Annotated in this window: 26 protein-coding genes; 13 read left to right on the top strand and 13 right to left on the bottom strand. The window is 63.2% G+C overall.

Annotated features, from left to right (window positions below; genetic code table 11):
* The first annotated feature begins 119 nt into the window (after positions 1 to 119).
* From PSH84_RS25190 to PSH84_RS25210, 5 genes are all read left to right on the top strand, one after another.
* Positions 120 to 1,256 carry a Fic family protein gene (locus tag PSH84_RS25190; protein ID WP_305468638.1) on the top strand — a complete coding sequence of 379 codons (1,137 nt, stop codon included), beginning with the start codon at positions 120 to 122 and terminating at the stop codon, positions 1,254 to 1,256.
* A gap of 245 nt (positions 1,257 to 1,501) precedes the next feature.
* Positions 1,502 to 1,744: an exodeoxyribonuclease VII small subunit gene (locus PSH84_RS25195; protein WP_003185917.1), complete on the top strand. Its 243-nt coding sequence runs from the start codon at positions 1,502 to 1,504 to the stop codon at positions 1,742 to 1,744.
* Positions 1,741 to 2,628, top strand: coding sequence for a (2E,6E)-farnesyl diphosphate synthase (ispA, locus tag PSH84_RS25200; protein WP_122566184.1), 888 nt, complete (start codon positions 1,741 to 1,743; stop codon positions 2,626 to 2,628). Before PSH84_RS25195 ends, ispA begins: the two co-directional genes overlap by 4 nt.
* A gap of 114 nt (positions 2,629 to 2,742) precedes the next feature.
* Positions 2,743 to 4,641 carry a 1-deoxy-D-xylulose-5-phosphate synthase gene (gene dxs, locus PSH84_RS25205; protein ID WP_305481962.1) on the top strand — a complete coding sequence of 633 codons (1,899 nt, stop codon included), beginning with the start codon at positions 2,743 to 2,745 and terminating at the stop codon, positions 4,639 to 4,641.
* Between the two features lie 144 nt (positions 4,642 to 4,785).
* Complete coding sequence (locus PSH84_RS25210) at positions 4,786 to 6,666, top strand: TonB-dependent receptor domain-containing protein (protein ID WP_305481963.1); 1,881 nt, start codon at positions 4,786 to 4,788, stop codon at positions 6,664 to 6,666.
* A 108-nt stretch (positions 6,667 to 6,774) separates the two neighbouring features.
* On the opposite strand, the gene PSH84_RS25215 is transcribed toward PSH84_RS25210, so the two are convergent.
* The 12 genes from PSH84_RS25215 to nrdR form a co-directional block, all read right to left on the bottom strand.
* On the bottom strand, positions 6,775 to 7,560 hold the full coding sequence (locus tag PSH84_RS25215; RefSeq protein WP_439800543.1) for a cobalamin-binding protein: 786 nt from the start codon (positions 7,558 to 7,560) through the stop codon (positions 6,775 to 6,777).
* Positions 7,560 to 7,979, bottom strand: a complete 420-nt coding sequence (locus PSH84_RS25220; RefSeq protein ID WP_305468642.1) for an MFS transporter — start codon at positions 7,977 to 7,979, stop codon at positions 7,560 to 7,562. The genes PSH84_RS25215 and PSH84_RS25220 overlap by 1 nt, the downstream gene beginning before the upstream one ends.
* The gene (gene ribA, locus PSH84_RS25225; RefSeq protein ID WP_014340439.1) at positions 7,976 to 8,593 is read right to left on the bottom strand and encodes a GTP cyclohydrolase II; all 618 of its coding nucleotides are present in this window, start codon (positions 8,591 to 8,593) and stop codon (positions 7,976 to 7,978) included. Before ribA ends, PSH84_RS25220 begins: the two co-directional genes overlap by 4 nt.
* A gap of 109 nt (positions 8,594 to 8,702) precedes the next feature.
* Positions 8,703 to 9,461, bottom strand: a complete 759-nt coding sequence (locus tag PSH84_RS25230; RefSeq protein ID WP_305481964.1) for a substrate-binding periplasmic protein — start codon at positions 9,459 to 9,461, stop codon at positions 8,703 to 8,705.
* 11 nt (positions 9,462 to 9,472) lie between these two features.
* Entirely contained in the window at positions 9,473 to 9,976 is a 504-nt protein-coding gene (locus PSH84_RS25235; protein WP_122566178.1) for a phosphatidylglycerophosphatase A family protein, read from the bottom strand.
* Positions 9,973 to 10,938, bottom strand: a complete 966-nt coding sequence (thiL, locus tag PSH84_RS25240) for a thiamine-phosphate kinase (protein ID WP_305481965.1) — start codon at positions 10,936 to 10,938, stop codon at positions 9,973 to 9,975. The genes PSH84_RS25235 and thiL overlap by 4 nt, the downstream gene beginning before the upstream one ends.
* An 18-nt stretch (positions 10,939 to 10,956) precedes the next feature.
* Positions 10,957 to 11,457 carry a transcription antitermination factor NusB gene (nusB, locus tag PSH84_RS25245; protein ID WP_047229742.1) on the bottom strand — a complete coding sequence of 167 codons (501 nt, stop codon included), beginning with the start codon at positions 11,455 to 11,457 and terminating at the stop codon, positions 10,957 to 10,959.
* Positions 11,454 to 11,930, bottom strand: a complete 477-nt coding sequence (gene ribH / locus PSH84_RS25250; protein ID WP_003206025.1) for a 6,7-dimethyl-8-ribityllumazine synthase — start codon at positions 11,928 to 11,930, stop codon at positions 11,454 to 11,456. The genes nusB and ribH overlap by 4 nt, the downstream gene beginning before the upstream one ends.
* Before the next feature lie 274 nt (positions 11,931 to 12,204).
* On the bottom strand, positions 12,205 to 13,296 hold the full coding sequence (ribBA, locus tag PSH84_RS25255; protein ID WP_122566176.1) for a bifunctional 3,4-dihydroxy-2-butanone-4-phosphate synthase/GTP cyclohydrolase II: 1,092 nt from the start codon (positions 13,294 to 13,296) through the stop codon (positions 12,205 to 12,207).
* Positions 13,297 to 13,312: 16 nt separating this feature from the next.
* Entirely contained in the window at positions 13,313 to 13,987 is a 675-nt protein-coding gene (locus tag PSH84_RS25260) for a riboflavin synthase (protein ID WP_122566175.1), read from the bottom strand.
* 46 nt (positions 13,988 to 14,033) lie between these two features.
* Positions 14,034 to 15,167, bottom strand: coding sequence for a bifunctional diaminohydroxyphosphoribosylaminopyrimidine deaminase/5-amino-6-(5-phosphoribosylamino)uracil reductase RibD (ribD, locus tag PSH84_RS25265; RefSeq protein WP_305481966.1), 1,134 nt, complete (start codon positions 15,165 to 15,167; stop codon positions 14,034 to 14,036).
* Positions 15,164 to 15,628, bottom strand: a complete 465-nt coding sequence (nrdR, locus tag PSH84_RS25270; RefSeq protein WP_163006734.1) for a transcriptional regulator NrdR — start codon at positions 15,626 to 15,628, stop codon at positions 15,164 to 15,166. Before nrdR ends, ribD begins: the two co-directional genes overlap by 4 nt.
* Positions 15,629 to 15,755: 127 nt before the next feature.
* Here nrdR and PSH84_RS25275 point away from each other — a divergent pair, with 127 nt between their 5' ends.
* From PSH84_RS25275 to trxA, 3 genes are all read left to right on the top strand, one after another.
* Entirely contained in the window at positions 15,756 to 16,220 is a 465-nt protein-coding gene (locus PSH84_RS25275) for a YbaY family lipoprotein (RefSeq protein WP_305468646.1), read from the top strand.
* Positions 16,217 to 16,870 carry a class I SAM-dependent methyltransferase gene (locus PSH84_RS25280; protein ID WP_305468647.1) on the top strand — a complete coding sequence of 218 codons (654 nt, stop codon included), beginning with the start codon at positions 16,217 to 16,219 and terminating at the stop codon, positions 16,868 to 16,870. Before PSH84_RS25275 ends, PSH84_RS25280 begins: the two co-directional genes overlap by 4 nt.
* A 201-nt stretch (positions 16,871 to 17,071) precedes the next feature.
* Positions 17,072 to 17,944, top strand: a complete 873-nt coding sequence (gene trxA, locus PSH84_RS25285) for a thioredoxin (protein ID WP_122566172.1) — start codon at positions 17,072 to 17,074, stop codon at positions 17,942 to 17,944.
* A 101-nt stretch (positions 17,945 to 18,045) separates the two neighbouring features.
* Here the strand turns inward: trxA and PSH84_RS25290 are convergent, their stop codons facing one another.
* Positions 18,046 to 18,408 (bottom strand): hypothetical protein, encoded by a 363-nt coding sequence (locus PSH84_RS25290; protein ID WP_305481967.1) that lies wholly within the window; start codon positions 18,406 to 18,408, stop codon positions 18,046 to 18,048.
* A 120-nt stretch (positions 18,409 to 18,528) separates the two neighbouring features.
* On the opposite strand from PSH84_RS25290, the gene PSH84_RS25295 reads away from it, so the two are divergent.
* The 5 genes from PSH84_RS25295 to PSH84_RS25315 all read left to right on the top strand — a co-directional run bounded on the left by PSH84_RS25295 (position 18,529) and on the right by PSH84_RS25315 (position 22,724).
* Complete coding sequence (locus tag PSH84_RS25295; RefSeq protein WP_122566170.1) at positions 18,529 to 19,104, top strand: DUF2796 domain-containing protein; 576 nt, start codon at positions 18,529 to 18,531, stop codon at positions 19,102 to 19,104.
* Between the two features lie 156 nt (positions 19,105 to 19,260).
* Positions 19,261 to 19,971, top strand: a complete 711-nt coding sequence (locus PSH84_RS25300) for an ABC transporter ATP-binding protein (RefSeq protein ID WP_122566169.1) — start codon at positions 19,261 to 19,263, stop codon at positions 19,969 to 19,971.
* Between the two features lies 1 nt (position 19,972).
* Positions 19,973 to 21,238: an ABC transporter permease gene (locus PSH84_RS25305; protein WP_053125828.1), complete on the top strand. Its 1,266-nt coding sequence runs from the start codon at positions 19,973 to 19,975 to the stop codon at positions 21,236 to 21,238.
* An 11-nt stretch (positions 21,239 to 21,249) separates the two neighbouring features.
* On the top strand, positions 21,250 to 21,768 hold the full coding sequence (locus PSH84_RS25310) for a DUF3299 domain-containing protein (protein WP_305468648.1): 519 nt from the start codon (positions 21,250 to 21,252) through the stop codon (positions 21,766 to 21,768).
* A 257-nt stretch (positions 21,769 to 22,025) separates the two neighbouring features.
* Complete coding sequence (locus PSH84_RS25315) at positions 22,026 to 22,724, top strand: OmpW/AlkL family protein (RefSeq protein ID WP_122566167.1); 699 nt, start codon at positions 22,026 to 22,028, stop codon at positions 22,722 to 22,724.
* Positions 22,725 to 22,771: the final 47 nt, after the last annotated feature.

Raw genomic sequence — 22,771 nt, forward strand, 5'->3', positions numbered from 1 at the left:
GCGATTCTGTGTGGGAAATCACGTACTGAAGGGTGCGTGAGCCGAATCGAGGATTTATTCGGCTCACCAAATGAGCCGAATAGCGTTATTATTCGGCTCATTCATCTTTGGATAGGCGCATGGCATTCCATTGGATCTGGCAACAGCCCGACTGGCCCGGTTTTTACTGGCAAGCTGAAACATTGGCACCGCTGCTTCGCGAATGCGTGCAGACCCAGGGTCAATTGCTCGGCATGGCCGGCGCGGTCACGACTTCGCTCAGCGCCCAGAACGAACTGGATGCCTTGCTGCAAAACATCGTGACCTCCTCGGCTATTGAAGGAGAGCAATTGAATGTCGGCTCGGTGCGCTCTTCCCTGGCCCGGCGCCTGGGCCTCGAACAAGGCAATGACACGCCGGTCAGCCAACGCAGCGAAGGCTTGGCGAACCTGTTGCTGGACGCGACCCGGCACTTCAACCAGCCCCTGACCATCGAGCGCTTGCTGGAATGGCACGAGTGGTTGTTTCCTGATCAAACGAGCCACCTTGCCCATCGGCAGATCCGCGTAGGTGCGTTGCGCGGTGACGAACCGATGCAAGTGGTCTCAGGTCGACTGGACCGACCTACCGTTCACTTCGAGGCGCCGCCTCGCCAGGGCCTTGAACAGCAATTGCAAACGTTCGTCGACTGGTTCGAGGCCAGCCGTCATCAGGCCGAGCTCGATCCGTTGTTGCGTGCCGGTATTGCTCACTTCTGGTTTGTCACCCTGCATCCGTTCGACGATGGCAATGGTCGCCTGACTCGTACCCTGACCGACCTGGCACTGGCCCAGGGCGAAGCCCAAGCGATCCGTTTCTATGCCATGTCGGTGAGTATCCTGGAAGACCGCGCCGGCTATTACCGAATCCTCGAAAGCAGTCAGAAAGCCACACTTGATATCACGGCCTGGTTGATCTGGTTCCTGCAGACCCTGTTGCGCAGCCTGCACAAAGCGATGACGCAGATCGAAAGCGTGTTGGGTAAGACGCGGTTCTGGCAAGCCCATCGCGCTTCGGCACTCACGCCTGAACAGACCAAAGTGCTGAATCGGTTGCTCGATGGCGGTGAAAAGGGGTTCGAACAGGGGATCAACGCCGCTCAATACCAAGCCGTGGCCAAGGTCTCCAAGGCGACGGCCACCCGGCATCTGACGGAGCTGCTGGAGAAAGGCTGCCTGGAGCGGATGCCTGGCGGCGGGCGCAGCACGCGGTACCGCATAAATTATCCAGACGCATAAGATCTTTGTGGCGAGGGGATTTATCCCCGCTGGGTTGCGAAGCAGCCCTAAAAGCTAACACCTCGGTGTGTCAGATGGAGTGAGTACTCAGCTTTGGGGTCGCTTCGCAACCCAACGGGGATAAATCCCCTCGCCACAGACTCTCGGCTCCTCGCTGATAGGGGGTAGCCTGGCGCCCTGATTTGCCCGAACACCCCATGTCTGCTAGTGTCGCGCCGGTTTAACAGTCAACCGGAATAGCCGCCATGGCCCGCAAAAAAGCTGCACTGGATTTCGAACAATCTCTGGCCGACCTGCAAACGCTGGTCGAACGGTTGGAGAACGGCGAATTGTCGCTGGAAGACTCGCTGACCGCCTTCGAGCAGGGTATCGGCTTGACTCGCGACTGCCAGGCGGCGCTGGCCCAGGCCGAGCAGAAGGTGCAATTGCTGCTCGAGCGCGACGGTGAGCTGACCGAAGAGCCTTTCGACGCGGAACAACCTGAATGATCGGCGCCTATCAGGCCAGCAGCCAGGCCCGGGTCAATGCTGCACTGGATACCTTGTTCAGCGCGCCGAGCCCGGAACTGGCGCGCCTGTACGAAGCCATGCGCTACAGCGTGATGAACGGCGGCAAGCGTGTGCGGCCGCTGTTGGCCTACGCCGCGTGCGAAGCCTTGGGCGGCCAGGCCGAACAGGCCAACGGCGCCGCCTGTGCGGTGGAGCTGATCCATGCGTATTCGCTGGTGCACGACGACTTGCCGGCCATGGACGATGATGACCTGCGTCGCGGCCAGCCCACCACCCACAAGCAATTCGACGAAGCCTGCGCGATCCTGGCTGGCGACGGCCTGCAGAGCCTGGCCTTCAGCGCCCTGCTGGACCCGGCCCTGAGCGATTGCCCGGCGCAGATCCGCCTGGACATGGTCAGCGCCCTGGCGCTGGCGGCCGGCCCCGCCGGAATGGTCGGCGGCCAGGCCATCGACCTCGGTTCGGTGGGCCTGAAACTGGACCAGAGCGCCCTGGAATACATGCATCGGCACAAGACCGGCGCCTTGATCGAGGCCAGCGTCAAACTCGGCGCCCTGGCCAGCGGCCGGGCCACGCCCGCCCAGTTGCAAGCCTTGCAGACCTACGCCCGGGCCATCGGCCTGGCGTTCCAGGTGCAGGACGACATCCTCGACGTCGAAAGCGATACCCAGACCCTCGGTAAACGCCAGGGCGCCGATATCGCGCGGGACAAGCCGACCTACCCGGCCCTGCTCGGGCTCGACGCCGCGAAAGCCTACGCCCTGGAGTTGCGCGATCAGGCCCTGGCCGCGCTGCGACCCTTTGACGCGGCGGCCGAACCGTTGCGCGACTTGGCGCGATATATCGTCGAACGCCGCAGTTGATAAGGGGTCAACCTCTTTAGACTGCGTATCGGCCAAGTTCCGGCCAACGCGTGGGCAGCTTGCGATGCATAAGGTAAACTGCCGCCTCTTTCTATACCTATAACGATTCGCCTGATGCCCACGACGTTTCAAGAGATTCCCCGCAAACGCCCGACCACGCCCCTGCTGGACCGCGCCAACACGCCGGACGGCCTGCGTCGCCTGGGTGAAGCCGAGCTGGAAACCCTGGCCGATGAGTTGCGCCTGGAACTGCTCTACACGGTCGGCCAGACCGGTGGGCACTTCGGCGCGGGCCTGGGCGTCATCGAGCTGACGATCGCGCTGCATTACGTGTTCGACACCCCGGACGACCGGCTGGTGTGGGACGTCGGGCACCAGGCCTACCCGCACAAGATCCTCACCGATCGTCGCGCGCGCATGGGCACGCTGCGCCAGAAGGACGGCATCGCCGCCTTCCCGCGCCGCTCCGAGAGCGAATACGACACCTTTGGCGTCGGCCACTCCAGCACCTCCATCAGCGCCGCCCTGGGCATGGCCATTGCCGCCCGTCTGCAAAACAGCGAGCGCAAGGCCATTGCCGTGATCGGCGACGGCGCACTAACCGCCGGCATGGCCTTCGAAGCGCTGAACCACGCGCCGGAAGTCAACGCCAACATGCTGGTGATCCTCAACGACAACGACATGTCGATCTCGCGCAATGTCGGTGGGTTGTCCAACTACCTGGCGAAGATCCTCTCCAGCCGCACCTACGCCAGCATGCGCGAAGGCAGCAAAAAGGTGTTGTCGCGCCTGCCCGGCGCCTGGGAAATCGCCCGACGCACCGAAGAGTACGCCAAGGGCATGTTGGTCCCCGGCACGCTGTTCGAAGAACTGGGCTGGAACTACATTGGCCCCATTGACGGCCATGACCTGCCCACGTTGATCGCCACCCTGCGCAACATGCGCGACCTCAAGGGCCCGCAGTTCCTGCACGTGGTCACCAAGAAAGGCAAAGGCTTCGCCCCGGCGGAAGTCGACCCGATCGGCTACCACGCCATCACCAAGCTCGAACCCCTGGACGCTCCGGCGGCCGCGCCGAAAAAGGCCGGTGGACCGAAGTATTCCGGTGTCTTTGGCCAATGGCTGTGCGACATGGCCGCCGCCGACCCACGCCTGGTGGGCATCACCCCGGCGATGAAGGAAGGCTCGGACCTGGTGGCGTTCAGCGAACGCTACCCGCAGCGCTACTTCGACGTGGCGATTGCCGAGCAGCACGCCGTGACCCTCGCCGCCGGCATGGCCTGCGAAGGCGCCAAGCCGGTGGTGGCGATCTATTCGACCTTCCTGCAACGGGCCTACGACCAGTTGATCCATGACGTGGCGGTGCAGAACCTCGACGTGCTGTTCGCCATCGACCGCGCCGGCCTGGTGGGCGAAGACGGCCCGACCCACGCCGGCAGCTTCGACCTGTCGTTCCTGCGTTGCATCCCCGGCATGCTGGTGATGACCCCGAGCGATGAAAACGAACTGCGCAAGATGCTCACCACCGGTCACCTGTTCAATGGCCCGGCGGCGGTGCGCTACCCCCGTGGCACCGGTCCGAATGCGACCCTCTCGACCGACCTCGAACCCATCGAGATCGGCAAGGGCGTGATCCGCCGCCAGGGCAAGCAAACCGCCCTGCTGGTATTCGGCGTGCAACTGGCCGAGGCCTTAAAGGTCGCCGAGACCTTGGATGCCAGCGTGGTGGACATGCGCTTCGTCAAACCCTTGGACGAAGCCCTGGTGCGCGAGATGGCCGGCAGTCACGAACTACTGGTGACCATCGAGGAAAACGCCATCATGGGCGGCGCCGGCGCGGCGGTCAGCGAGTTCCTGGCCCGGGAGAACATCCTCAAGTCGGTGCTGCACCTGGGCCTGCCGGACAGCTACGTCGAACACGCCAAGCCGGCGCAGATGCTGGCCGAATGCGGGTTGGATGAGGCAGGGATCGAAGCGGCGGTGCGGCTGCGGTTGCAGTTGTTGGGCCTGTAAGTTCAGCCAACACAAGCCCCTGTGGGAGCGAGCTTGCTCGCGATAGCGGTGCATCAGCCAATGGATTAATTGACTGATCTGCCGCCATCGCGAGCAAGCTCGCTCCCGCAAGGGTTTGTGCAGACCAGAAATGTCCGGAACCCCATGAAACTCCGCCTCGCCCTCACCCTCTCCCTGCTCCCCACCCCCGACCTGCTGGCCGACACCTTCGAACGCGACCAGGCCTTGAAGCTGCCCGACATCGTGATCAGCGCCAACCGCCAGGTCGAGGCCCGCAACGACAGCAGTGCCGCCAACACCGTGTTCACCCGCGACGACATCGACCGCTTGCAGCCGGCCAGTGTCACGGACTTGCTCAGCCGTGTGCCGGGGGTGCAAGTGGCGCCGTTGGGTGGGCGCGGCAGTCTGCCGGGGATTTACATTCGTGGGACCAAATCGGCCCAGAGCCTGGTGCTGGTGGACGGCCAGCGCATCGGCAACGCCACCTCCGGCGACAGCAACCTGCAACGCCTGAACATCAACCAGATCGAACGGGTGGAAGTGCTGCGCGGCTCGCGCTCGGTGATCTACGGTGCCGACGCGGTCGGTGGGGTGATCCAGATTTTCACCCGGCGCGGCAACACGCAAGGCCTGCAACCGCGCCTGCATGTGGGTGTCGGCAGCCACCAGACCTGGGAGCGCAGCTTGGGCCTGTCCGGCGGCGACGAGCAGACCCGCTTCAACCTCGGCGCCAGCCTCGACGACAGCGCCGGGGCCAATCGAACCCATGAGTCCTACGCCAGCGACCGCGACGACGATGCCAACCGCAACCGGTCCTTCAGCCTGAGCCTGAGTCATGCCGTCAGCGACGACTTGGAAATTGGCCTGAACCTGCTGGATAACCGCGGCAAAAGCGAATACGACAACCCGTTCGGCCGCTTCGACCCGAGCACCTTCGAATCCCTGCCCCAACAACCTTACAGCGAGTTTGCGGTGAGCAGCTTCAGCACCTATGTAGACGGGCGCATCAACGACACTTGGAAATCCCGCCTGGAACTGGGCCATAGCGAGAACCGCGAAAAGACCTTCGACAAGCTCAGCGACGTCCGTGAGGTGTTCAACACCTACCGCGACTCCGCGACCTGGCAGAACGACGTGACGCTGGACGAGCGCAACAGCCTGATCGTCGGCGGCGACTGGTATCAGGACCGGGTCAACAGCAGCACGCCGTTCGATGAAGACAGTCGCTGGAACCGTGCCGCGTTTATCCAGCACCGTTTCCAGGCCGAAACCTTCTCCACCGAACTGGGCCTGCGTCGCGACCAGAACCAGCAATTTGGCGGCCAGAACAGTTGGAGCGGCACCCTCACCGTGCCGATCAACCCGGACAACGACCTGTTGCTGACCTACAGCGAGAGCTTCCGCGCACCGACGTTCAACGACCTGTACTACCCGGACTTCAGCAACCCTGACCTGAAACCCGAGACGGCCAAGAGCTACGAACTGCAATGGCGCAGCCAGCTGAGCGACAGCGCCCGCCTGGAAACCTCGCTGTACCGCACCGACCTGGAGGACGCGATCATTTTTGGCCGCGACTCGCGCCCGCAGAACGTCGCCTCGGCGCGGAACAACGGCTTTGAAATGGCCTACCTGCAGGATGTGTTCGGCTGGCAGGGCAATCTGGCCCTGGCCATCATCGACCCGCGCGATCGCGACAGCGGCCACACCCTGGCCCGCCGCGCCCGACGGACCTTGAGCCTGGACCTGGACCGGCAATTCGACCGCCTCGGCCTGGGCGCCACCTGGCAAGCGGTCAGCGGCAGCTACGACGATGAAGACAACCGCAATGCCCTGGGCGGCTATGCCTTGCTCGGGTTGCGTGGCAGTTGGGCGTTGACCCGGGAGGTGAAGCTGGAGATGAAGGTGGATAACCTGTTGGACAAGAGCTACAGCCGGGCGCTGTATAGCCATGAAGGCGGCCAGTATGGGTATCGGGAGGATGGGCGGGCGTGGGTGTTTGGGGTGACTTGGACACCTGCGCTCTGATCCAGGATTTGTGATGTTTGAGCGGGCCTCTTCGCGAGCAAGCCCGCTCCCACAGGGTACGCATTCCAACTGTGGGAGCGGGCTTGCTCGCGAAGGGCGCGCCGCGGTCTACCTGTCTGGCGCAATCAACTCGCACAACCGTGCCGTGGCCTCGATCATCTGCCCGCTGGGCCGCTCCAGGCCCTTGTCATTGACCAACAACAACCGCCCCTGCGCCACCGGCCAGGCTTTCCAGGCATCGAGCTGCGCTTGTTCCGTGGCCAGGATGACTTGCGGGTTGCGTTGCAGCACCGCTTCCACACTCACCTGCGGTGCCGGCAGGCTCAGGTCGGCAAAAACGTTGCGCGCCCCGCACACCGTCAGCGCATCGCTGATGATCTGCCCGCCACCAACGGTGTACAGCGGCCGGTCCCAGACCTGGTAGAACACCGGCAACAGCGGGTCCCGTCGATAGCGCTGGCGTAACGCCTCAAGCCGCACGCGCAACTGCGCCGCTCGTTGCATGCCCCGGTCCGGGCGGCCGAGCTGGTTGGCGATGGCTTCGATTTGGGTAATGAGTTGGTCGAGGCTGCGGGGCTCGGCGACATGGATGGGGATGCCCAGGCCGTTGAGTTGCTCGCGCTGGGCCGGGCCGACGCTGCCAGGCCAGAGCAGGAGCAGATCGGGCTTGAGGCTGAGCAAGCGCTCCATGTCCAGTTGCCCGTAACGGCCTACCGAGGGCAGGTCCTTGAGCGCCGGCGGGCGATCACCGCCATCCAGCACACCCACCAACAGGTCGGCGGAACCCAGTTCAACGACGATCTCCGACAGCGACGGTGCGAGACTGACCACCCGCGTGGTCGCCATCGTCGAGGCGCTGACGGCCAGCAGCAAGACCGCCAGCCAGCGGCTCATCAGCCGAGTTGACGCGGGATGCGGTACAGGTAGAACAACACGGTGGTCGACAACGCCAGCAGCATCAACGGCACCGCTTCCAGGCCCACGAACACCGCCAGGGCGCCGACCCAGGCCGGCAGCCCAGCCACCAGGAAGGCGGCGCGGCGACGGGCCGCCAGGTCGATCCAGGCCTGTGGTTCTTCGGGGGTGTCGAGGGCTTTCTGGGTGGCGATCAAGGCCTGTTTATACGGCCCGAAGAATCGCAGGCTGACAAACATCGATGCCACGCCAGCAATGAACAACGGCATCGCCAGCACCGGCAGAATCGCTTCGCCCTGGCCGAACACCGCATTGATCACAAACAGTGGCAGCAAGGCCAGGGCCAGGTATTTCCACCAACTGACCGACAGCCGCCGCCGGACCTGACCGCGCGTCACGCCCGGTCAACCTCGCCTTGGTGCTCGTTACCCATCATGTGGTCGAGCTTGCTGGCCTTGGTCGCCAGGTAGAGTTTGTTGTGGGGGTTGTGACCGGTGTGCAGCGGCACACGCTCGGCCACCACGATGCCCATGTCGGTCAACGCCTTGACCTTGCGTGGATTGTTGGTCATCAAGCGCAACGACTTCACGCCCAGATGCTCCAGCATCGGCAGGCAGATGCTGTAGTCACGCAGGTCGGCGGCAAAGCCCAGGCGTTCGTTGGCTTCCACGGTATCGGCGCCGCCATCTTGCAGCTCATAGGCGCGGATCTTGTTCAGCAGGCCAATGCCACGGCCTTCTTGGCGTAGGTACAGCAACACGCCACGGCCTTCGCGAGCGATGGCCTGCAGCGCGGCCTCGAGTTGCGAACCGCAATCGCAGCGCTGGCTGAACAGGGCGTCGCCGGTCAGGCATTCGGAATGCAGGCGGCCGAGTACCGGGCTACCGTCGGCGAAATCACCCAGGCTCAACACGACGTGCTCGCGGCCGGTGGCTTCATCGAGAAAACCATGCATGGTGAATTGCGCAAAGGGCGTTGGCAGCTTGGAAGCGGCAACAAAAACGACAGGCACCGGTGTGCTCCTGATCTAGTACTGGAGATTCGCAGAGGCGGGCATTGTAACAGCACGATCCGACCGACGCTTAGGCTGAATTATCGCTGATGATCATCGATAAGTTTGATTACGGCTTCGGTGGCTTGCCGTGCTCATCAAAGGGATAGGGTTGCTTCCAGTGTTCGAAAATCGGTTTCAACTGACCGCCCTTCACCAGCACTTCCATGCGTCGGTCGAACAGTGCACGCAACGTACGCCCGTTTTCATTGTTGGCGAAGCCCAGGTACAGCGGCAAGTTGATCAGCGGCGAGAGCTTGAATTGCTTGGGATCCTCGGCCTTGGCCAGCACTTCCTCGATTTCCATTGACGCATCGATGTAAAAATCCGCTCGCTCATGAATCAGCATCGGCAAGATCCCCACCGACCGGTGGATCTCATTGAAACGCCGGATGTTGGGCAGGTAGTTGTTGTATTCGTACCCGCGCATCCATACCAGCCGATAGCTGCCAATCGTCGCCAGGGTGGGCGTCGGTTTGGAGGCCAGCCCCAGGGCATAGATGTGATCGACGTCGTAGTGCCACTTCGGGTAGAGCACGCCTTCGGACTCATCCCGATAGGCGCCGACCTGCACATCGACCTCGCCGCGCTGCACCAACCCGATCGAGCGGGTGTAGGGCACGCTGCGGATTTCCAGCTTGATGCCTTCAGGCTCGAACACCGCGCGCAAGATGTCCCAGCCCATGCCCTGGCCATCGGCCTGGGTGTAATCGGCCCACTCCTCGCTGGCCGCGCGGACCTTATCGGGCAATGGCGCCGACTCGGCCGCCCCTGCCCCCACACAGGCCCCTAAACACAGCAACAGCAGTAGTGCGCGGCTTACGCCCATGCCTGGCTCCTTCAGGTGAAACTCCACACCAATCCTTGCATTGCCAGCCAGGCGAAAACCCCGGCCAATACATCATCGAGCATGATTCCGACACCTCCGTGCACATGCCGGTCGATCCAGCGGATCGGCCATGGCTTGAGGATATCGAAGAAACGGAACACCAGAAAACCCGTCAGCAACCAATACCAACCTTCCGGTACCAGCCACAAGGTGATCCACATGCCGACCATTTCGTCCCAGACGATGCCTTCATGATCGTGCACCCGCAGGTCGTCCGCCACTTTGCCACACAGCCAGAAGCCAAACAGCATGGTGATGCCGAGCATCAACCAGTAGCCCCAGTCCGGCAACATCTGCCACAACGGTATGAAGGGTAGCGCAACCAGCGAGCCCCAGGTGCCCGGTGCTTTCGGCAAAGTGCCCGAACCGAAGCCAAATGCCAGGAAATGCCAAGGATTGCGCCAGACCGAAGGCGGAACGAACTCTGCCGGGACCTGGTTGGGATGATCTGTCACGGTGTCTCCCGAAAATGTTGATAGCCCCGTATTTGCGGGGTGATGTCGTGCCCGCCGCTGTCGACCAGCGTGACGCCCTGCCCGGCCAGCACGCTGCCGATCACGTGGATCGGCCAGCCTTCGGCCTGCAACGCCGACAATCGGCTCGGTGGCACGGCGAACAACAGCACGTAATCGTCACCGCCGCTCAGGGCGGCCTGCGTGGCCTCCGTACGACCAAAAAACGTTACCAGAGCGTTGGACAGCGGCAGTCGGTCACGTTCAACCTGTAATGCCACCCCGGACGCCAAGGCGATATGCCCGCAATCAGCCAGCAGGCCATCGGAAATGTCCATCGCCGCGCTGGCCTTGCCCCGCAACGCCAGGCCCAAGGCGACTTGGGGTCGCGGCGACCAATAATGAGCCAGCAGCGATTCGGCAAGCGCAGGTTCGGCGCGACGCTGGCCGAGCACCAACGGCAAGGCACCGGCGGCATTGCCCAGCTCGCCGCCGACACACAGCAGGTCGCCGGGTTGCGCGCCGCTGCGGGTCAGGGCCTGGCCGGACGGCACATGGCCGAACACGGTCAGGGTCAGGCTCAGCGGCCCACGGGTGGTGTCCCCTCCCACCAGCGCCACGCCACAGGCCTGGGCCATCTGGTTCAAACCGCAGGCATAGGCTTGCAGCCAATCGGCGGTCACCGTCGGCAAGGTCAGGGCAAGGGTAAAGGCCAAAGGCTTGGCGCCCATGGCGGCCAGGTCGCTGACCGCCACGGCCAGCGAGCGCTGGCCGAGCAGGAACGGGTCGCACGGGTCTGGAAAATGCACACCGGCCACGAGCGTGTCGGTGGAGACCGCCAACTGTTCCCCCGGAGGAACGGCCAGCAGGGCACAGTCGTCGCCGATCCCCAGTGCAACGCCCTCGCCGCCCTGCGCGCACGGCGCGGCGGCGAAGTAATTACGGATCAGCTCGAACTCACCCATGCGGATATCAAGCGCTGACTAGCGCTTGAACGCCTTCACTTCAGCTTCACGCAGACGTGGGGCCAGCTTGTCGAGCACGCCGTTGACGAACTTGTGGCCATCGGTGGAACCGAAGACTTTTGCCAGTTCGATCCCTTCGTTGATCACCACACGGTACGGGACGTCGACGCGCTGCATCAGTTCCCAGGTGGACAGGCGCAACACCGCCAGTTCAACCGGGTCCAGCTCTTCGATGGTCAGGTCCAGGCAAGGGGCCAGGGCGATGTCGATCTCGGTCTTGTGGGCCGGCACGCCGTGGAGGATCTCGCGGAAATAAGCCCCGTCGACATCACTGAAATCGTTATCGACCCGAAACTGCGCTTCGATCTCGTTCAGCGATTGCTTGGCCATGTGCCATTGATACAGCGCCTGGGTCGCGAGCTGACGGGCTTCGCGACGCTTGACGCTTTTCGATGGCTTGCCGGCGTCTGCAGGCTTTGGATCGCGCGGGTTGAAACGATCGCTTTCGTCGCTAATCACTTGGCCTCCAACTGCGCCAGCAGGCTGACCATTTCCAGGGCGGACAGGGCAGCTTCGGCGCCTTTGTTACCGGCCTTGGTGCCGGAACGTTCGATGGCTTGCTCGATGGAATCAACGGTCAGCACGCCGAAAGCGACCGGCACGCCGAATTCCATGGACACCTGGGCCAGGCCCTTGGTGCATTCGCCAGCCACGTATTCGAAGTGCGGAGTACCGCCACGAATGACCGCGCCCAGGGCGATGATCGCCGCATATTCGCCCTTTTGAGCGACTTTCTGCGCAACCAGCGGAATTTCGAAGGCGCCAGGGGCGCGGATGATGGTGATGTCGCTTTCGCTCACGCCATGGCGAACCAGGGCATCGACCGCACCGCCAACCAGGCTCTCGACCACGAAACTGTTGAAACGGCCCACTACCAGAGCGTAGCGGCCTTTGGGGGCGATGAAGGTACCTTCGATGGTCTTCAGGGTCATTCGTCAGATCTCTTAAAGAGCCAGAGCGCGTTCTATACGCGCCCCTTCAGTGATATTAGCCACGAATACAGCTTCGGAAATCCCAACATGCTGTTCATTTTCAAGCTTTTGTGGCGAGGGAGCTTGCTCCCGCTGGGCTGCGAAGCGGCCCATATTGTGGGTGCTGCGCAGCGGCCCTATTGTGGGTGCTGCGCACCCAAGCGGGAGCAAGCTCCCTCGCCACGATGAATCTAACCAGCCTTAAGTGGACAACAATGCCGAAATCTCCGGGCCATTATTCGGAGGGCACGTATTCTACAACTTCCAGATCGAAACCGGATATCGCATTAAATTTCATCGGTGCGCTCATCAGGCGCATTTTGCGCACGCCCAGGTCACGCAGGATCTGCGAACCGGCACCGACGATGCTGTAGGTGGTCGGTTTTTTTACCGCTGCCTGGTCGGCGGTTTCGCGGATGTGCGCCAGCAGCACGTCGCCATCGAGCGGGTGGCCGAGCAGCAACACCACGCCGCTGCCGGCCTCGGCCACAGCGGCCATGGCGGCCCGCAGGCTCCAGCGGCCGGGTTGCTTGACCATCAGCAGGTCGCGCAGCGGGTCCATGTTGTGCACGCGCACCAGGGTCGGTTCGTCGGCGCACACGGTGCCCAGGGTCAGCGCCATGTGCACGTCGCCTTCCACCGAGTCGCGGTAGGTCACCAGGTTGAACTGGCCCAGTTCGCTGTCCAGCGGCTGTTCGGCAATCCGCTGAACGGTACGTTCGTGGATCATCCGGTAGTGAATCAGGTCGGCAATGGTGCCGATCTTGATGTTGTGTTCGGCGGCGAAGTTTTCCAGTTCTGCGCGACGGGACATGGTGCCGTCGTCGTTCATCACTTCACAGATCACGCCGCTGGGTTCGAAACCGGCCATGCGCGCCAGGTCGCAGGCCGCTTCGGTGTGACCGGCGCGGGCCAGGGTGCCGCCGGCCTGGGCCATCAGCGGGAAGATATGGCCGGGGCTGACAATGTCTTCGGCCTTGGCGTCTTTCGCCGCGGCGGCTTGCACGGTGCGCGCGCGGTCAGCGGCGGAGATACCGGTGGTCACGCCCTCGGCAGCCTCGATGGACACGGTGAACTTGGTGCCGAAACCGGAGCCGTTGCGCGGAGCCATCAGCGGCAACTTCAGCAGCTCGCAGCGCTCGCGGGTCATCGGCATGCAGATCAGCCCACGGGCGTGCTTGGCCATGAAGTTGATGTGTTCGGCCTTGCAGCACTCGGCGGCCATGATCAGGTCGCCTTCGTTCTCGCGGTCTTCGTCATCCATGAGGATGACCATCTTGCCTTGGCGGATGTCTTCGACCAGTTCTTCGATGCTATTGAGCGCCACGCGGCACCCCCTTGGGTCAGGATTTGAGGTAGCCGTTGGCGGCCAGAAAACTTTCAGTGATGTTACCCGGCTTTTGTGGGGAGCCAGACTCTGCGGCCTTGTCGCCCAAAAGCAGGCGCTCCAGGTAACGGGCCAGCAAGTCGACTTCCAGGTTGACCCGGCGACCTGGCCGGTACGAAGCCATGATGGTTTCGCTCAACGTGTGGGGAATGATCGTCAGCAGGAATTCGGCGCCATCCACCGCGTTGACCGTCAGACTGGTGCCATCGACGGTGATCGAGCCTTTATGGGCGATGTACTTGGCCAGTTCCTTCGGGGCGCGGATGCGAAACTCCACGGCCCGGGCGTTATCCGTGCGCGAAACCACTTCACCGACGCCGTCCACATGTCCACTGACCAGGTGCCCGCCCAGGCGAGTAGTGGGGGTCAGGGCTTTTTCCAGGTTGACCGGGCTGCCGCTCTTGAGGTCGTTCATGGCCGTGCAGTCGAGGGTTTCGCGGCTGACGTCCGCCAGGAAGCCGTTGCCCGGCAGTTCAACGGCGGTCAGGCAGACGCCGTTTACCGCGATGCTGTCGCCCAACTTGACGTCGCTCAGGTCGAGCTTGCCGGTTTCGACGTAGACCCGTACATCGCCGCCCTTGGGGGTGAGTGCACGGATGCTGCCGATGGATTCGATGATGCCGGTAAACATGGAGTCCTCCTCGAGAACAGGCCGTCGCGTGAGCGAAAGCCGGGAATTATACGCTGGCCGGTGGAACGGGAACGGCGATGACTCGCCAGTCATCGCCCACGGCGCGGATTTCAGTGATTCTCAGCGCTGGGGCGTCTTTCATCTGCGCCAGCGGCCAGTCCAGCAACGGTCGCGCCGTAGATCCGAGAAACTTGCCGGCGATGAAAATCTGGAACTCGTCCACCAGACCCTGCCGGGCAAATGCCCCCGCCAGGCGCGGACCGGCCTCCACCAGCACCTCGTTGACGCCCCGCCCCGCCAGCTCCACCAGCAGCCGATGCAGATTGACCTGGCCGTCATCGCCCGCCACGATCATGCATTCGGGACCGTTGGCGTATTGTTCCTCTACCGCCATGCAGGTAGCGACCAGCGCCGGGCCGGCCTTGAAAAACGCCGCATCCAGCGGCACCCGCAGGCGCCCGTCCACCAGCACCCGCAGCGGCGGACGGCTCATGACCAACGCGGTCTGCTCGGCATCGAGCCCCAGCTCATCGGCGCGCACGGTCAGCCGGGCGTTATCCGCCAGCACCGTGTCGGCGCCGGTCAGCACCACGCTGGCCTGGGCCCGCAGGCGTTGCACCGCCGAGCGTGCGGCCGGGCCGGTGATCCATTGGCTTTCGCCACTTTCCATGGCGGTGCGGCCATCCAGACTCATGGCGAGCTTGACCCGCACGAACGGCAGGCCGTGCTCCATGCGTTTGAGGAAGCCCTGATTGAGCTGGCGCGCCTCGCCTTCCAACACGCCGCTTTCAGTGGCAATACCAGCCTGGGCCAGCCGTTGCAGCCCCCGACCGGCGACTTCCGGGTTCGGGTCCTGCATCGCCGCCACCACCCGCGCCACGCCGGCGTTGATCAACGCATCGGCACACGGCGGGGTACGCCCGTGATGGCTGCAAGGTTCGAGGGTCACGTAGGCCGTGGCACCCCGGGCGCTGTCGCCGGCAGCGCGCAGGGCATGGACTTCGGCATGGGGCTCGCCAGTGCGGATGTGCCAGCCTTCGCCGACAATCTGCCCGTCACGCACGATCACGCAACCGACCCGGGGGTTGGGGTGGGTGGTGTAGTGACCGCGCCGCGCCAACTCCAGGGCGCGGGCCATGTAGTGGGCGTCGAGGACGGCCTGCTGCGCCGAGACGGTCATTGTTTCACCGGTTCGCGGGCCAGGCGGTCGATTTCTTCGCGGAACTCGTTCAGGTCCTGGAAGCGCCGGTACACCGAGGCGAAACGGATGTAGGCGACTTCATCGAGCTTCTGCAGCTCGGCCATCACCAGCTCACCGACCACCAAGGATTTGACCTCGCGCTCGCCGGTCGCCCGCAGCTTGTGCTTGATGTGCACCAGCGCCGCTTCCAGGCGCTCGACGCTCACCGGGCGTTTTTCCAAGGCGCGCTGCATGCCGGCGCGCAGTTTTTCTTCGTCGAACGGCTGGCGGCTGCCGTCGGTTTTGATCAGGCGCGGCAACACCAGTTCAGCGGTCTCGAACGTCGTGAAACGTTCGCCGCAAGCCAGGCATTCGCGGCGGCGGCGGACTTGTTCGCCCTCGGCGACCAGTCGCGAGTCGATGACCTTGGTGTCGTTGGCACCGCAGAAGGGACAGTGCATGGTGGCAGGCAACAAAAAAAGGGAGGGCCATGGTAGCGCATCCCACTGGCAAGACAAGCCATAGGGTTTACGGTATACAGACGGGCTTACCGTCAGATCCATGGAATTCACCTTGCTGGAGCCACACATGCCGCTACGATCGCTCGTTTTGCTCAGTTTTTTCAGCCTGCTGATGGCGTGCAGCAGCGATGCCCCCAAGCCCGCCGCTCCCGCCCCGGCCCCCGCGCCGAAACAGGCCCAGGAAAAGGCCCGGCAAGCCACCGAACTGGGGCCGCTGCCGGCGCATCAGCGCGAGTTGAGCGGCACCCTACAAGGCGTACCGGCCGGCGCTGAGGTGGAACTGGCGCTGTTGGTGATCGATGACAAGGACCGTCCACAGCAACTGCTGGCCAGCTCCAGCCTGATCGGCACCAACCAGGCCCTGCCCTTCCGCTTGCGCTTCAACCCGCAAGCCTTCCCGGTCGGCGCCCGCGTGGAACTGCGTGGCCGCGCCAGCCAGTCCGGCCAGTTGATCTTGCACTTGCCGGAGCAACGCATCAGCCAACCGACCACCCAGGCATTGGGCACCCTGCAATTCGTCAAAGCGCCATGAGTGCACCGCAGGACCTGCAACGCGCATTGGGTGAGTTGCTGGGCGACGCACGCCTGGTGGTTTGTCCGCTACCCGGCACCGACTTGAAGTTGTGGCTGATCGACGGCGACAACATGGACCGCGCCTTCAGCCCGGAAGAAACCCGGCGCATTCTCCACGAGCCGCCCTATTGGAGTTTCTGCTGGGCCAGCGGCCTGGCAATGGCCCGCCATCTGGCCGAACAGCCACAGTGGGTCGAAGGCAAGCGGGTACTGGATTTCGGCGCCGGCTCCGGCGTGGCGGGCATCGCGGCGGTCAAGGCCGGGGCGCTGGAAGTGGTGGCCTGCGACCTCGACCCACTGGCGATTGCCGCGTGCCAGGCCAATGCCGCGCTCAATGGCGTGAAGCTGGGTTATTCGACGGACTTTTTTGCCGAGGCTGATCGTTTCGACCTGATCCTGGTCGCCGATGTGCTCTACGATCGGGCCAACCTGCCGCTGCTCGACCAGTTTCTCAGCCGTGGTCGCGAGGCGTTGGTGGCCGATTCCCGGGTGCGGGATTTCCAGCATCCGCTGTACCGGCGCATCGAAATGCTTGAAGCCATGACGTTGCCGGACTTGGCTGAGCCGGAGGAGTTTCGGCATGTAAGCCTGTACCACGCGCGGCGTTAGCCTCAAGAGCATCGCGAGCAAGCTCGCTCCCACAGGGTTTCATGGTGTTCCCATATTTTGCGCAGGACACCGCCCTCTGTGGGAGCGAGCTTGCTCGCGATGAGGCCTTTTCAATCAATACACCTCTCACGGCCTCCCGGCTTTCAGCCACCCCCACCAAGCCGTATAGTTGCCCCATTCAAGCGCTCTACGAGATTGCCCATGACTCAGGAAACGCCCTACATCTTCGACGCCACCACCGCTGATTTCGACCAGTCGGTGATCGCCAACTCTTTCCACAAACCGGTGCTGGTGGATTTCTGGGCCGAATGGTGTGCGCCGTGCAAGGCACTGATGCCAATGCTGCAAACCATTGCCGAGAGCTATCAGGGTGAATTGCTGCTGGCCAAGGTCAACTGCGACATCGAGCAAGACATTGTCGCCCGCTTCGGCATTCGCAGCCTGCCGACGGTGGTGTTGTTCAAGGACGGCCAGCCCGTTGACGGCTTTGCCGGTGCCCAGCCGGAATCGGCGGTGCGGGCGATGCTCGAGCCCCATGTGCAGATGCCGCCACCGGCTGCGGCCGATCCGTTCGAACAGGCCCAGGCGCTGTTCGACGACGGTCGTTTCGCCGACGCCGAAGCCGTGCTCACGGTATTGCTGGGTGAAGACAACACCAACGCCAAGGCCCTGATCCTGTATGCCCGCTGCCTGACCGAGCGCGGCGAGCTGGATGAAGCGCAGACCGTGCTCGACGCAGTGAAAAGCGACGAACACAAGGCCGCCCTCGCCGGCGCCAAGGCGCAGATCCAGTTCCTCGGCCTGGCCAAGCACCTGCCGGACGCCGCCGACCTCAAGGCGCGCTTGGCAAAAGACCCGCAAGACGATGAAGCGGTGTACCAATTGGCGATCCAGCAACTGGCGCGCCAGCAGTACGAAGCGGCCCTCGACGCGCTGCTCAAGCTGTTCGTGCGTAACCGCAGCTACAGCGAAGGCCTGCCCCACAAGACCTTGTTGCAGGTTTTCGAACTGCTGGGCAACGACCATCCGCTGGTGACGACCTATCGGCGCAAGTTGTTCGCGGCGTTGTACTGACGTCTACCCGTAGGAGCTGCCGAAGGCTACGATCTTTTGATCTTTCGCTTGAGATTCAAGCGTCAGGGTAAAGATCGCAGCCTCGCTTCGCTCGACAGCTCCTACGCGGTTTCGTGCCAGCTATAGAGCGGTGTGTCGCCGCCACTGATGACTTTTACATCCGGGCTATGGCGCAAGCGCACCAACAGGCGCTTGCCCGCCGAGGCGCTGCCGGTCAGGCCTTCGAGCTGTTCCAGCAAGTCTGGGCCGCTCAGTTGCCCGGCCTTGCGCAGCAGTTCCTTGGCGATCTGCCATTGGGCATCGTCCGGGTTAACCGGTTTGGCCGCCGGTGCCGTCGTGCCTTCGGATTTGGCCACTTGCAGCTGCGCGCCGAGCTGCGCGCCGAGCTGCGCCCAGTCGCCCTCATCCATTTCGATCGTCAAGTCCACCGGCCATTCGCCGACGGTTCCGCGTATCCGCAACATCACCGTGCTCCTGAATATTTCATGTACCCATGCTCCCATGGCCCTTGCGCGACGCCAAGCAGACGGTCAAACTCTCCGCACTTTCGTTATAAGATTACATAACTTTTTCGGAGACTCGTCATGCGTCGTCTGCTTCTCGCTTTGCCGTTCGCCCTGCTGCCATTGGTTGTCGCTCAAGCGGCGGTCGAACACGATCATGACCATGAGCACAGCAGCCTTGGGGCCCACGAACACGGTGTCGCCCGCCTCAACGCCTCACTAGACGGCGAGATCCTGGAGTTGGAACTGGAAAGTCCGGCGATGAACCTCGTGGGCTTCGAACACGCCGCTACCAGTGACGCCGACAAAGCCAAGGTGGCCGCTGTCCGGGCGAAGTTGGAGAAGCCCGCGGCGCTGATCAATCTGGCCGATGCCAAGTGCACCCTGGAGCAGCAGGAACTGGAAAGCCCGCTGTTCGGCGACGAACCGGACCACGAAGAGCATGCCGATGATGATGGCGACGAGCACCACGAACACAGCGAAATCCACGCCCACTACCAATTCCGTTGCGTCGCGCCTGGCTCCTTGACCCATCTGGACCTGGCGCCACTGTTCAAGATCTTCCCGGCCACCCAGAAAATCCTGGTGCAACTGATCGGCCCGAGCGGCCAGCAGGGCGGGGAAGTGACGGCCAAGGCGCCAACCCTGAAATTCTGATTCACCGCAAAACCCATGTAGGGGCGAGCCTGGTGGGAGCAAAGCTTGCTCGCGATAGCGGTCCTACAGTCAACATCCAAGTTGAATGTGATGGCCTCATCGCGAGCAAGCTCAGCTCCCACAGGTCCCCCGCAGGTTCCACTTTGAAGCGCAAACATGACCCAAGCACTCATCGAACTCTCCGACCTGGGCTTCAGTTGGCCCGGACATCCGCCTTTGCTGGATATCCCGGCGTTTCGCCTGGAAGCGGGTGAAACCTTGTTCCTCAAGGGCCCGAGCGGCAGCGGCAAGACCACACTGCTGGGGCTGCTGGGCGGGGTGCAAACGGCGGATCGCGGCAGCATTCGCCTGCTCGGCCAAGAACTCAGCGAACTGGGCGCCGGCCGCCGCGACCGCTTTCGCGTGGACCATACCGGCTACATCTTTCAGCAGTTCAATCTGTTGCCGTTTCTCTCGGTACGGGAGAACGTCGAGCTGCCCTGCCACTTTTCCAAGCTCCGTGCGCAGCGGGCCACCCAGCGACATGGCAGTGTCGATCAAGCCGCCGCCACGCTGCTGGCCCACCTGGGCTTGACCGATCCGAACCTGTTGGAGCGTCGCGCCGACTCGCTGTCCATCGGCCAGCAACAACGGGTCGCCGCCGCCCGGGCATTGATCGGCCAACCGGAACTGGTGATCGCCGACGAACCGACTTCGGCCCTGGATTACGACGCCCGGGAAAACTTCCTGCGGCTGTTGTTCGCTGAATGCCGCGAGGCCGGGTCGAGCCTGTTGTTCGTCAGCCACGACCAGAGCCTGGCGCCGCTGTTCGACCGCCACCTCTCGCTGGCCGATCTCAATCGCGCCGCCACGCCACTCGAGGTCTGAGATGTATTTGTTCCGTCTAGCCATGGCCAGCCTGGCGAACCGCCGCTTCACCGCGATCCTCACCGCATTCGCCATCGCCCTGTCGGTGTGCCTGCTGCTGGCGGTGGAACGGGTGCGCACCGAGGCGCGGGCGAGTTTCGCCAGCACCATCAGCGGCACCGACCTGATCGTCGGCGCCCGCTCCGGTTCGGTGAACCTGCTGCTGTATTCGGTGTTTCGCATCGGCAACGCCACCAACAACATCCGCTGGGACAGCTTCGAGCAGTTCGCCAATAACCCGAAAGTGAAGTGGGCGATCCCCATGTCCCTTGGCGATTCCCACCGCGGTTATCGGGTGATGGGCACCACCGAGGCCTACTTCGAGCATTACCAGTACGGCCGCCAGCAACACCTGGAACTGGCCGATGGCCGGGCGTTCGCCACCGATCCGTTCGAAGTGGTGCTCGGTGCCGAAGTCGCCGAGGCGCTGCACTACAAGTTGGGAGACAAACTGGTGCTGGCCCACGGCGTGGCGGCGATCAGCCTGGTCAAGCATGACGACAAGCCCTTCACCGTGGTCGGGATCCTCAAGCGCACCGGCACGCCGGTGGACCGCACGCTGCACATCAGCCTCGGCGGCATGGAGGCGATCCACATTGACTGGAAAAACGGCGTGCCAGCCCAGGGCAATGGGCGCATCAGTGCCGACCAGGCCCGCAACATGGACCTCACGCCCCAGGCGATCACCGCGTTCATGCTCGGCCTCAACAGCAAGATTTCGACCTTTGCCTTGCAACGCGAGATCAATGAGTTTCGTGGTGAGCCGCTGCTGGCGATCTTGCCGGGCGTAGCGCTACAGGAACTGTGGAGTTTAATGGGCACAGCGGAAAAAGCCCTGTTCGTGATTTCGCTGTTCGTGGTCCTGACCGGGTTGATCGGCATGCTCACGGCGATTCTCACCAGCCTCAACGAGCGTCGCCGGGAAATGGCGATCCTGCGTTCGGTGGGCGCGCGGCCGTGGCATATTGCGACGCTGCTGGTGCTCGAAGCCTTTGCCCTGGCGCTGGCCGGGGTCACCGCCGGGCTGGCGTTGCTGTACATCGGCATCGCCGCCGCCCAGGGTTACGTGCAGTCGGCCTACGGCTTGTACTTGCCGCTGGGCTGGCCGAGCGAATATGAATGGACGCTGCTGGCTGGCATCCTGGTCGCCGCCCTGCTGATGGGCAGCGTGCCGGCCTGGCGCGCCTATCGCCAATCGTTGGCCGACGGCCTGTCGATCCGTCTATGAGGACTTTGAAGATGCCCCGCGCCCTGCTCGCGCTGTTGATGATGGTCGCCCTGCCGCTGTGGGCGGCCGAGCCGAGGGACCTGGCCTGGTCGGAAATGATCCCGCCGGATGCACCGCCGGAAGTGCCGAACATGACGCCGCTGCACGACTTGTCGAAGATGAGCGACGCCCTGGCCGCCGAGTCCGCGCCGGCGGCCAAGCAGGACTTGCCCAATGCGCCAGTGGTCAAGGAACTCGACGGCCAGAAGATTCGTTTGCCGGGCTACATCGTGCCGCTGGAAGTCAGCGAGGAAGGCCGCACCACCGACTTCTTGCTGGTGCCGTATTTCGGCGCCTGCATCCACGTGCCGCCACCGCCGTCGAACCAGATCGTGCATGTGAAAAGCGAAGTGGGGGTCAAGCTCGACGAGCTGTACCAACCGTATTGGGTCGAAGGACCGATGCAGGTCAAGCCGTCTACCAGTGAGCTGGCCGATGCCGGGTATCAGATGGAGGCCGAGAAGATTTATGTGTATGAGCTGCCGGAGTGAAGCCGGTGGTTATGTATCGCCTTTGAAATAGCTTTCGCGAGCAAGCCCGCTCCCACAGTCGACCGGATTCCTTCTGAAGAAACTCGATCAACTGTGGGAGCGAGCTTGCTCGCGATGGGGCCCTCAAGTGTTCTCATCAACGCTTTTATTGAGCTGAGTCAATTAAACACCCCCTGACTCATTGAGCTGTGTCAAAAGACCGGGCTAGACGGCTTCGTACCATAGGACATCACATTTCGATGCCCTCTGGAGCCCCCATGCACAAGTCCTTGCTCAGCGCTTCCCTCGTTGCCCTCGCCCTCGCTGCCCCGCTCGCCCAGGCCCATACGGCCGGCGACATCATCGTTCGCGCCGGTGCCATCACCGTCAACCCGGAAGCCGACAGTTCCAGCGTCAAGGTCGACCGTGGCCCGCTGGCCGGCGCCGACCTGGGTGGCAAGGCGACCATGAGCAGCGACACGCAACTGGGCCTGAACTTCGCTTACATGCTGACCAACAATTGGGGTATCGAACTGCTGGCGGCCTCGCCGTTCGAGCACGACGTGAAAATCAAAGGCACCGCCCTCGGCGCGGCCAATGGCAAGCTCGGCAGCCTCAAGCACCTGCCGCCGACCCTGAGCCTGGTCTACTACCCCCTCGATGCCAAGTCGGCGTTCCAGCCTTATGTCGGCGCCGGCATCAACTACACCTGGATCTACGACGAACACGTCGGCAGCGAAGCCAGCGCCAATGGCTTCAGTAACTTCCGGGCGAAAAACAGCTGGGGCATGGCCTGGCAAGTCGGTGCCGACTACATGCTGACCGACAACATCATGATCAACGGCCAGATCCGCTACATCGACATCGACACCACCGCCTATGTGGACAATAACGCCGTGGCGGGCGGTACCCGGGCCAAGGTGAATGTCGATGTGGATCCGTTCATCTACATGGTGGGGTTGGGTTACAAGTTCTAAGCCGAACTTAAAGGCACGAACATCCCTGTGGGAGCGAGCTTGCTCGC

Origin of the sequence: Pseudomonas beijingensis (genome assembly GCF_030687295.1) — a bacterium.
Taxonomy (GTDB): domain Bacteria; phylum Pseudomonadota; class Gammaproteobacteria; order Pseudomonadales; family Pseudomonadaceae; genus Aquipseudomonas; species Aquipseudomonas beijingensis.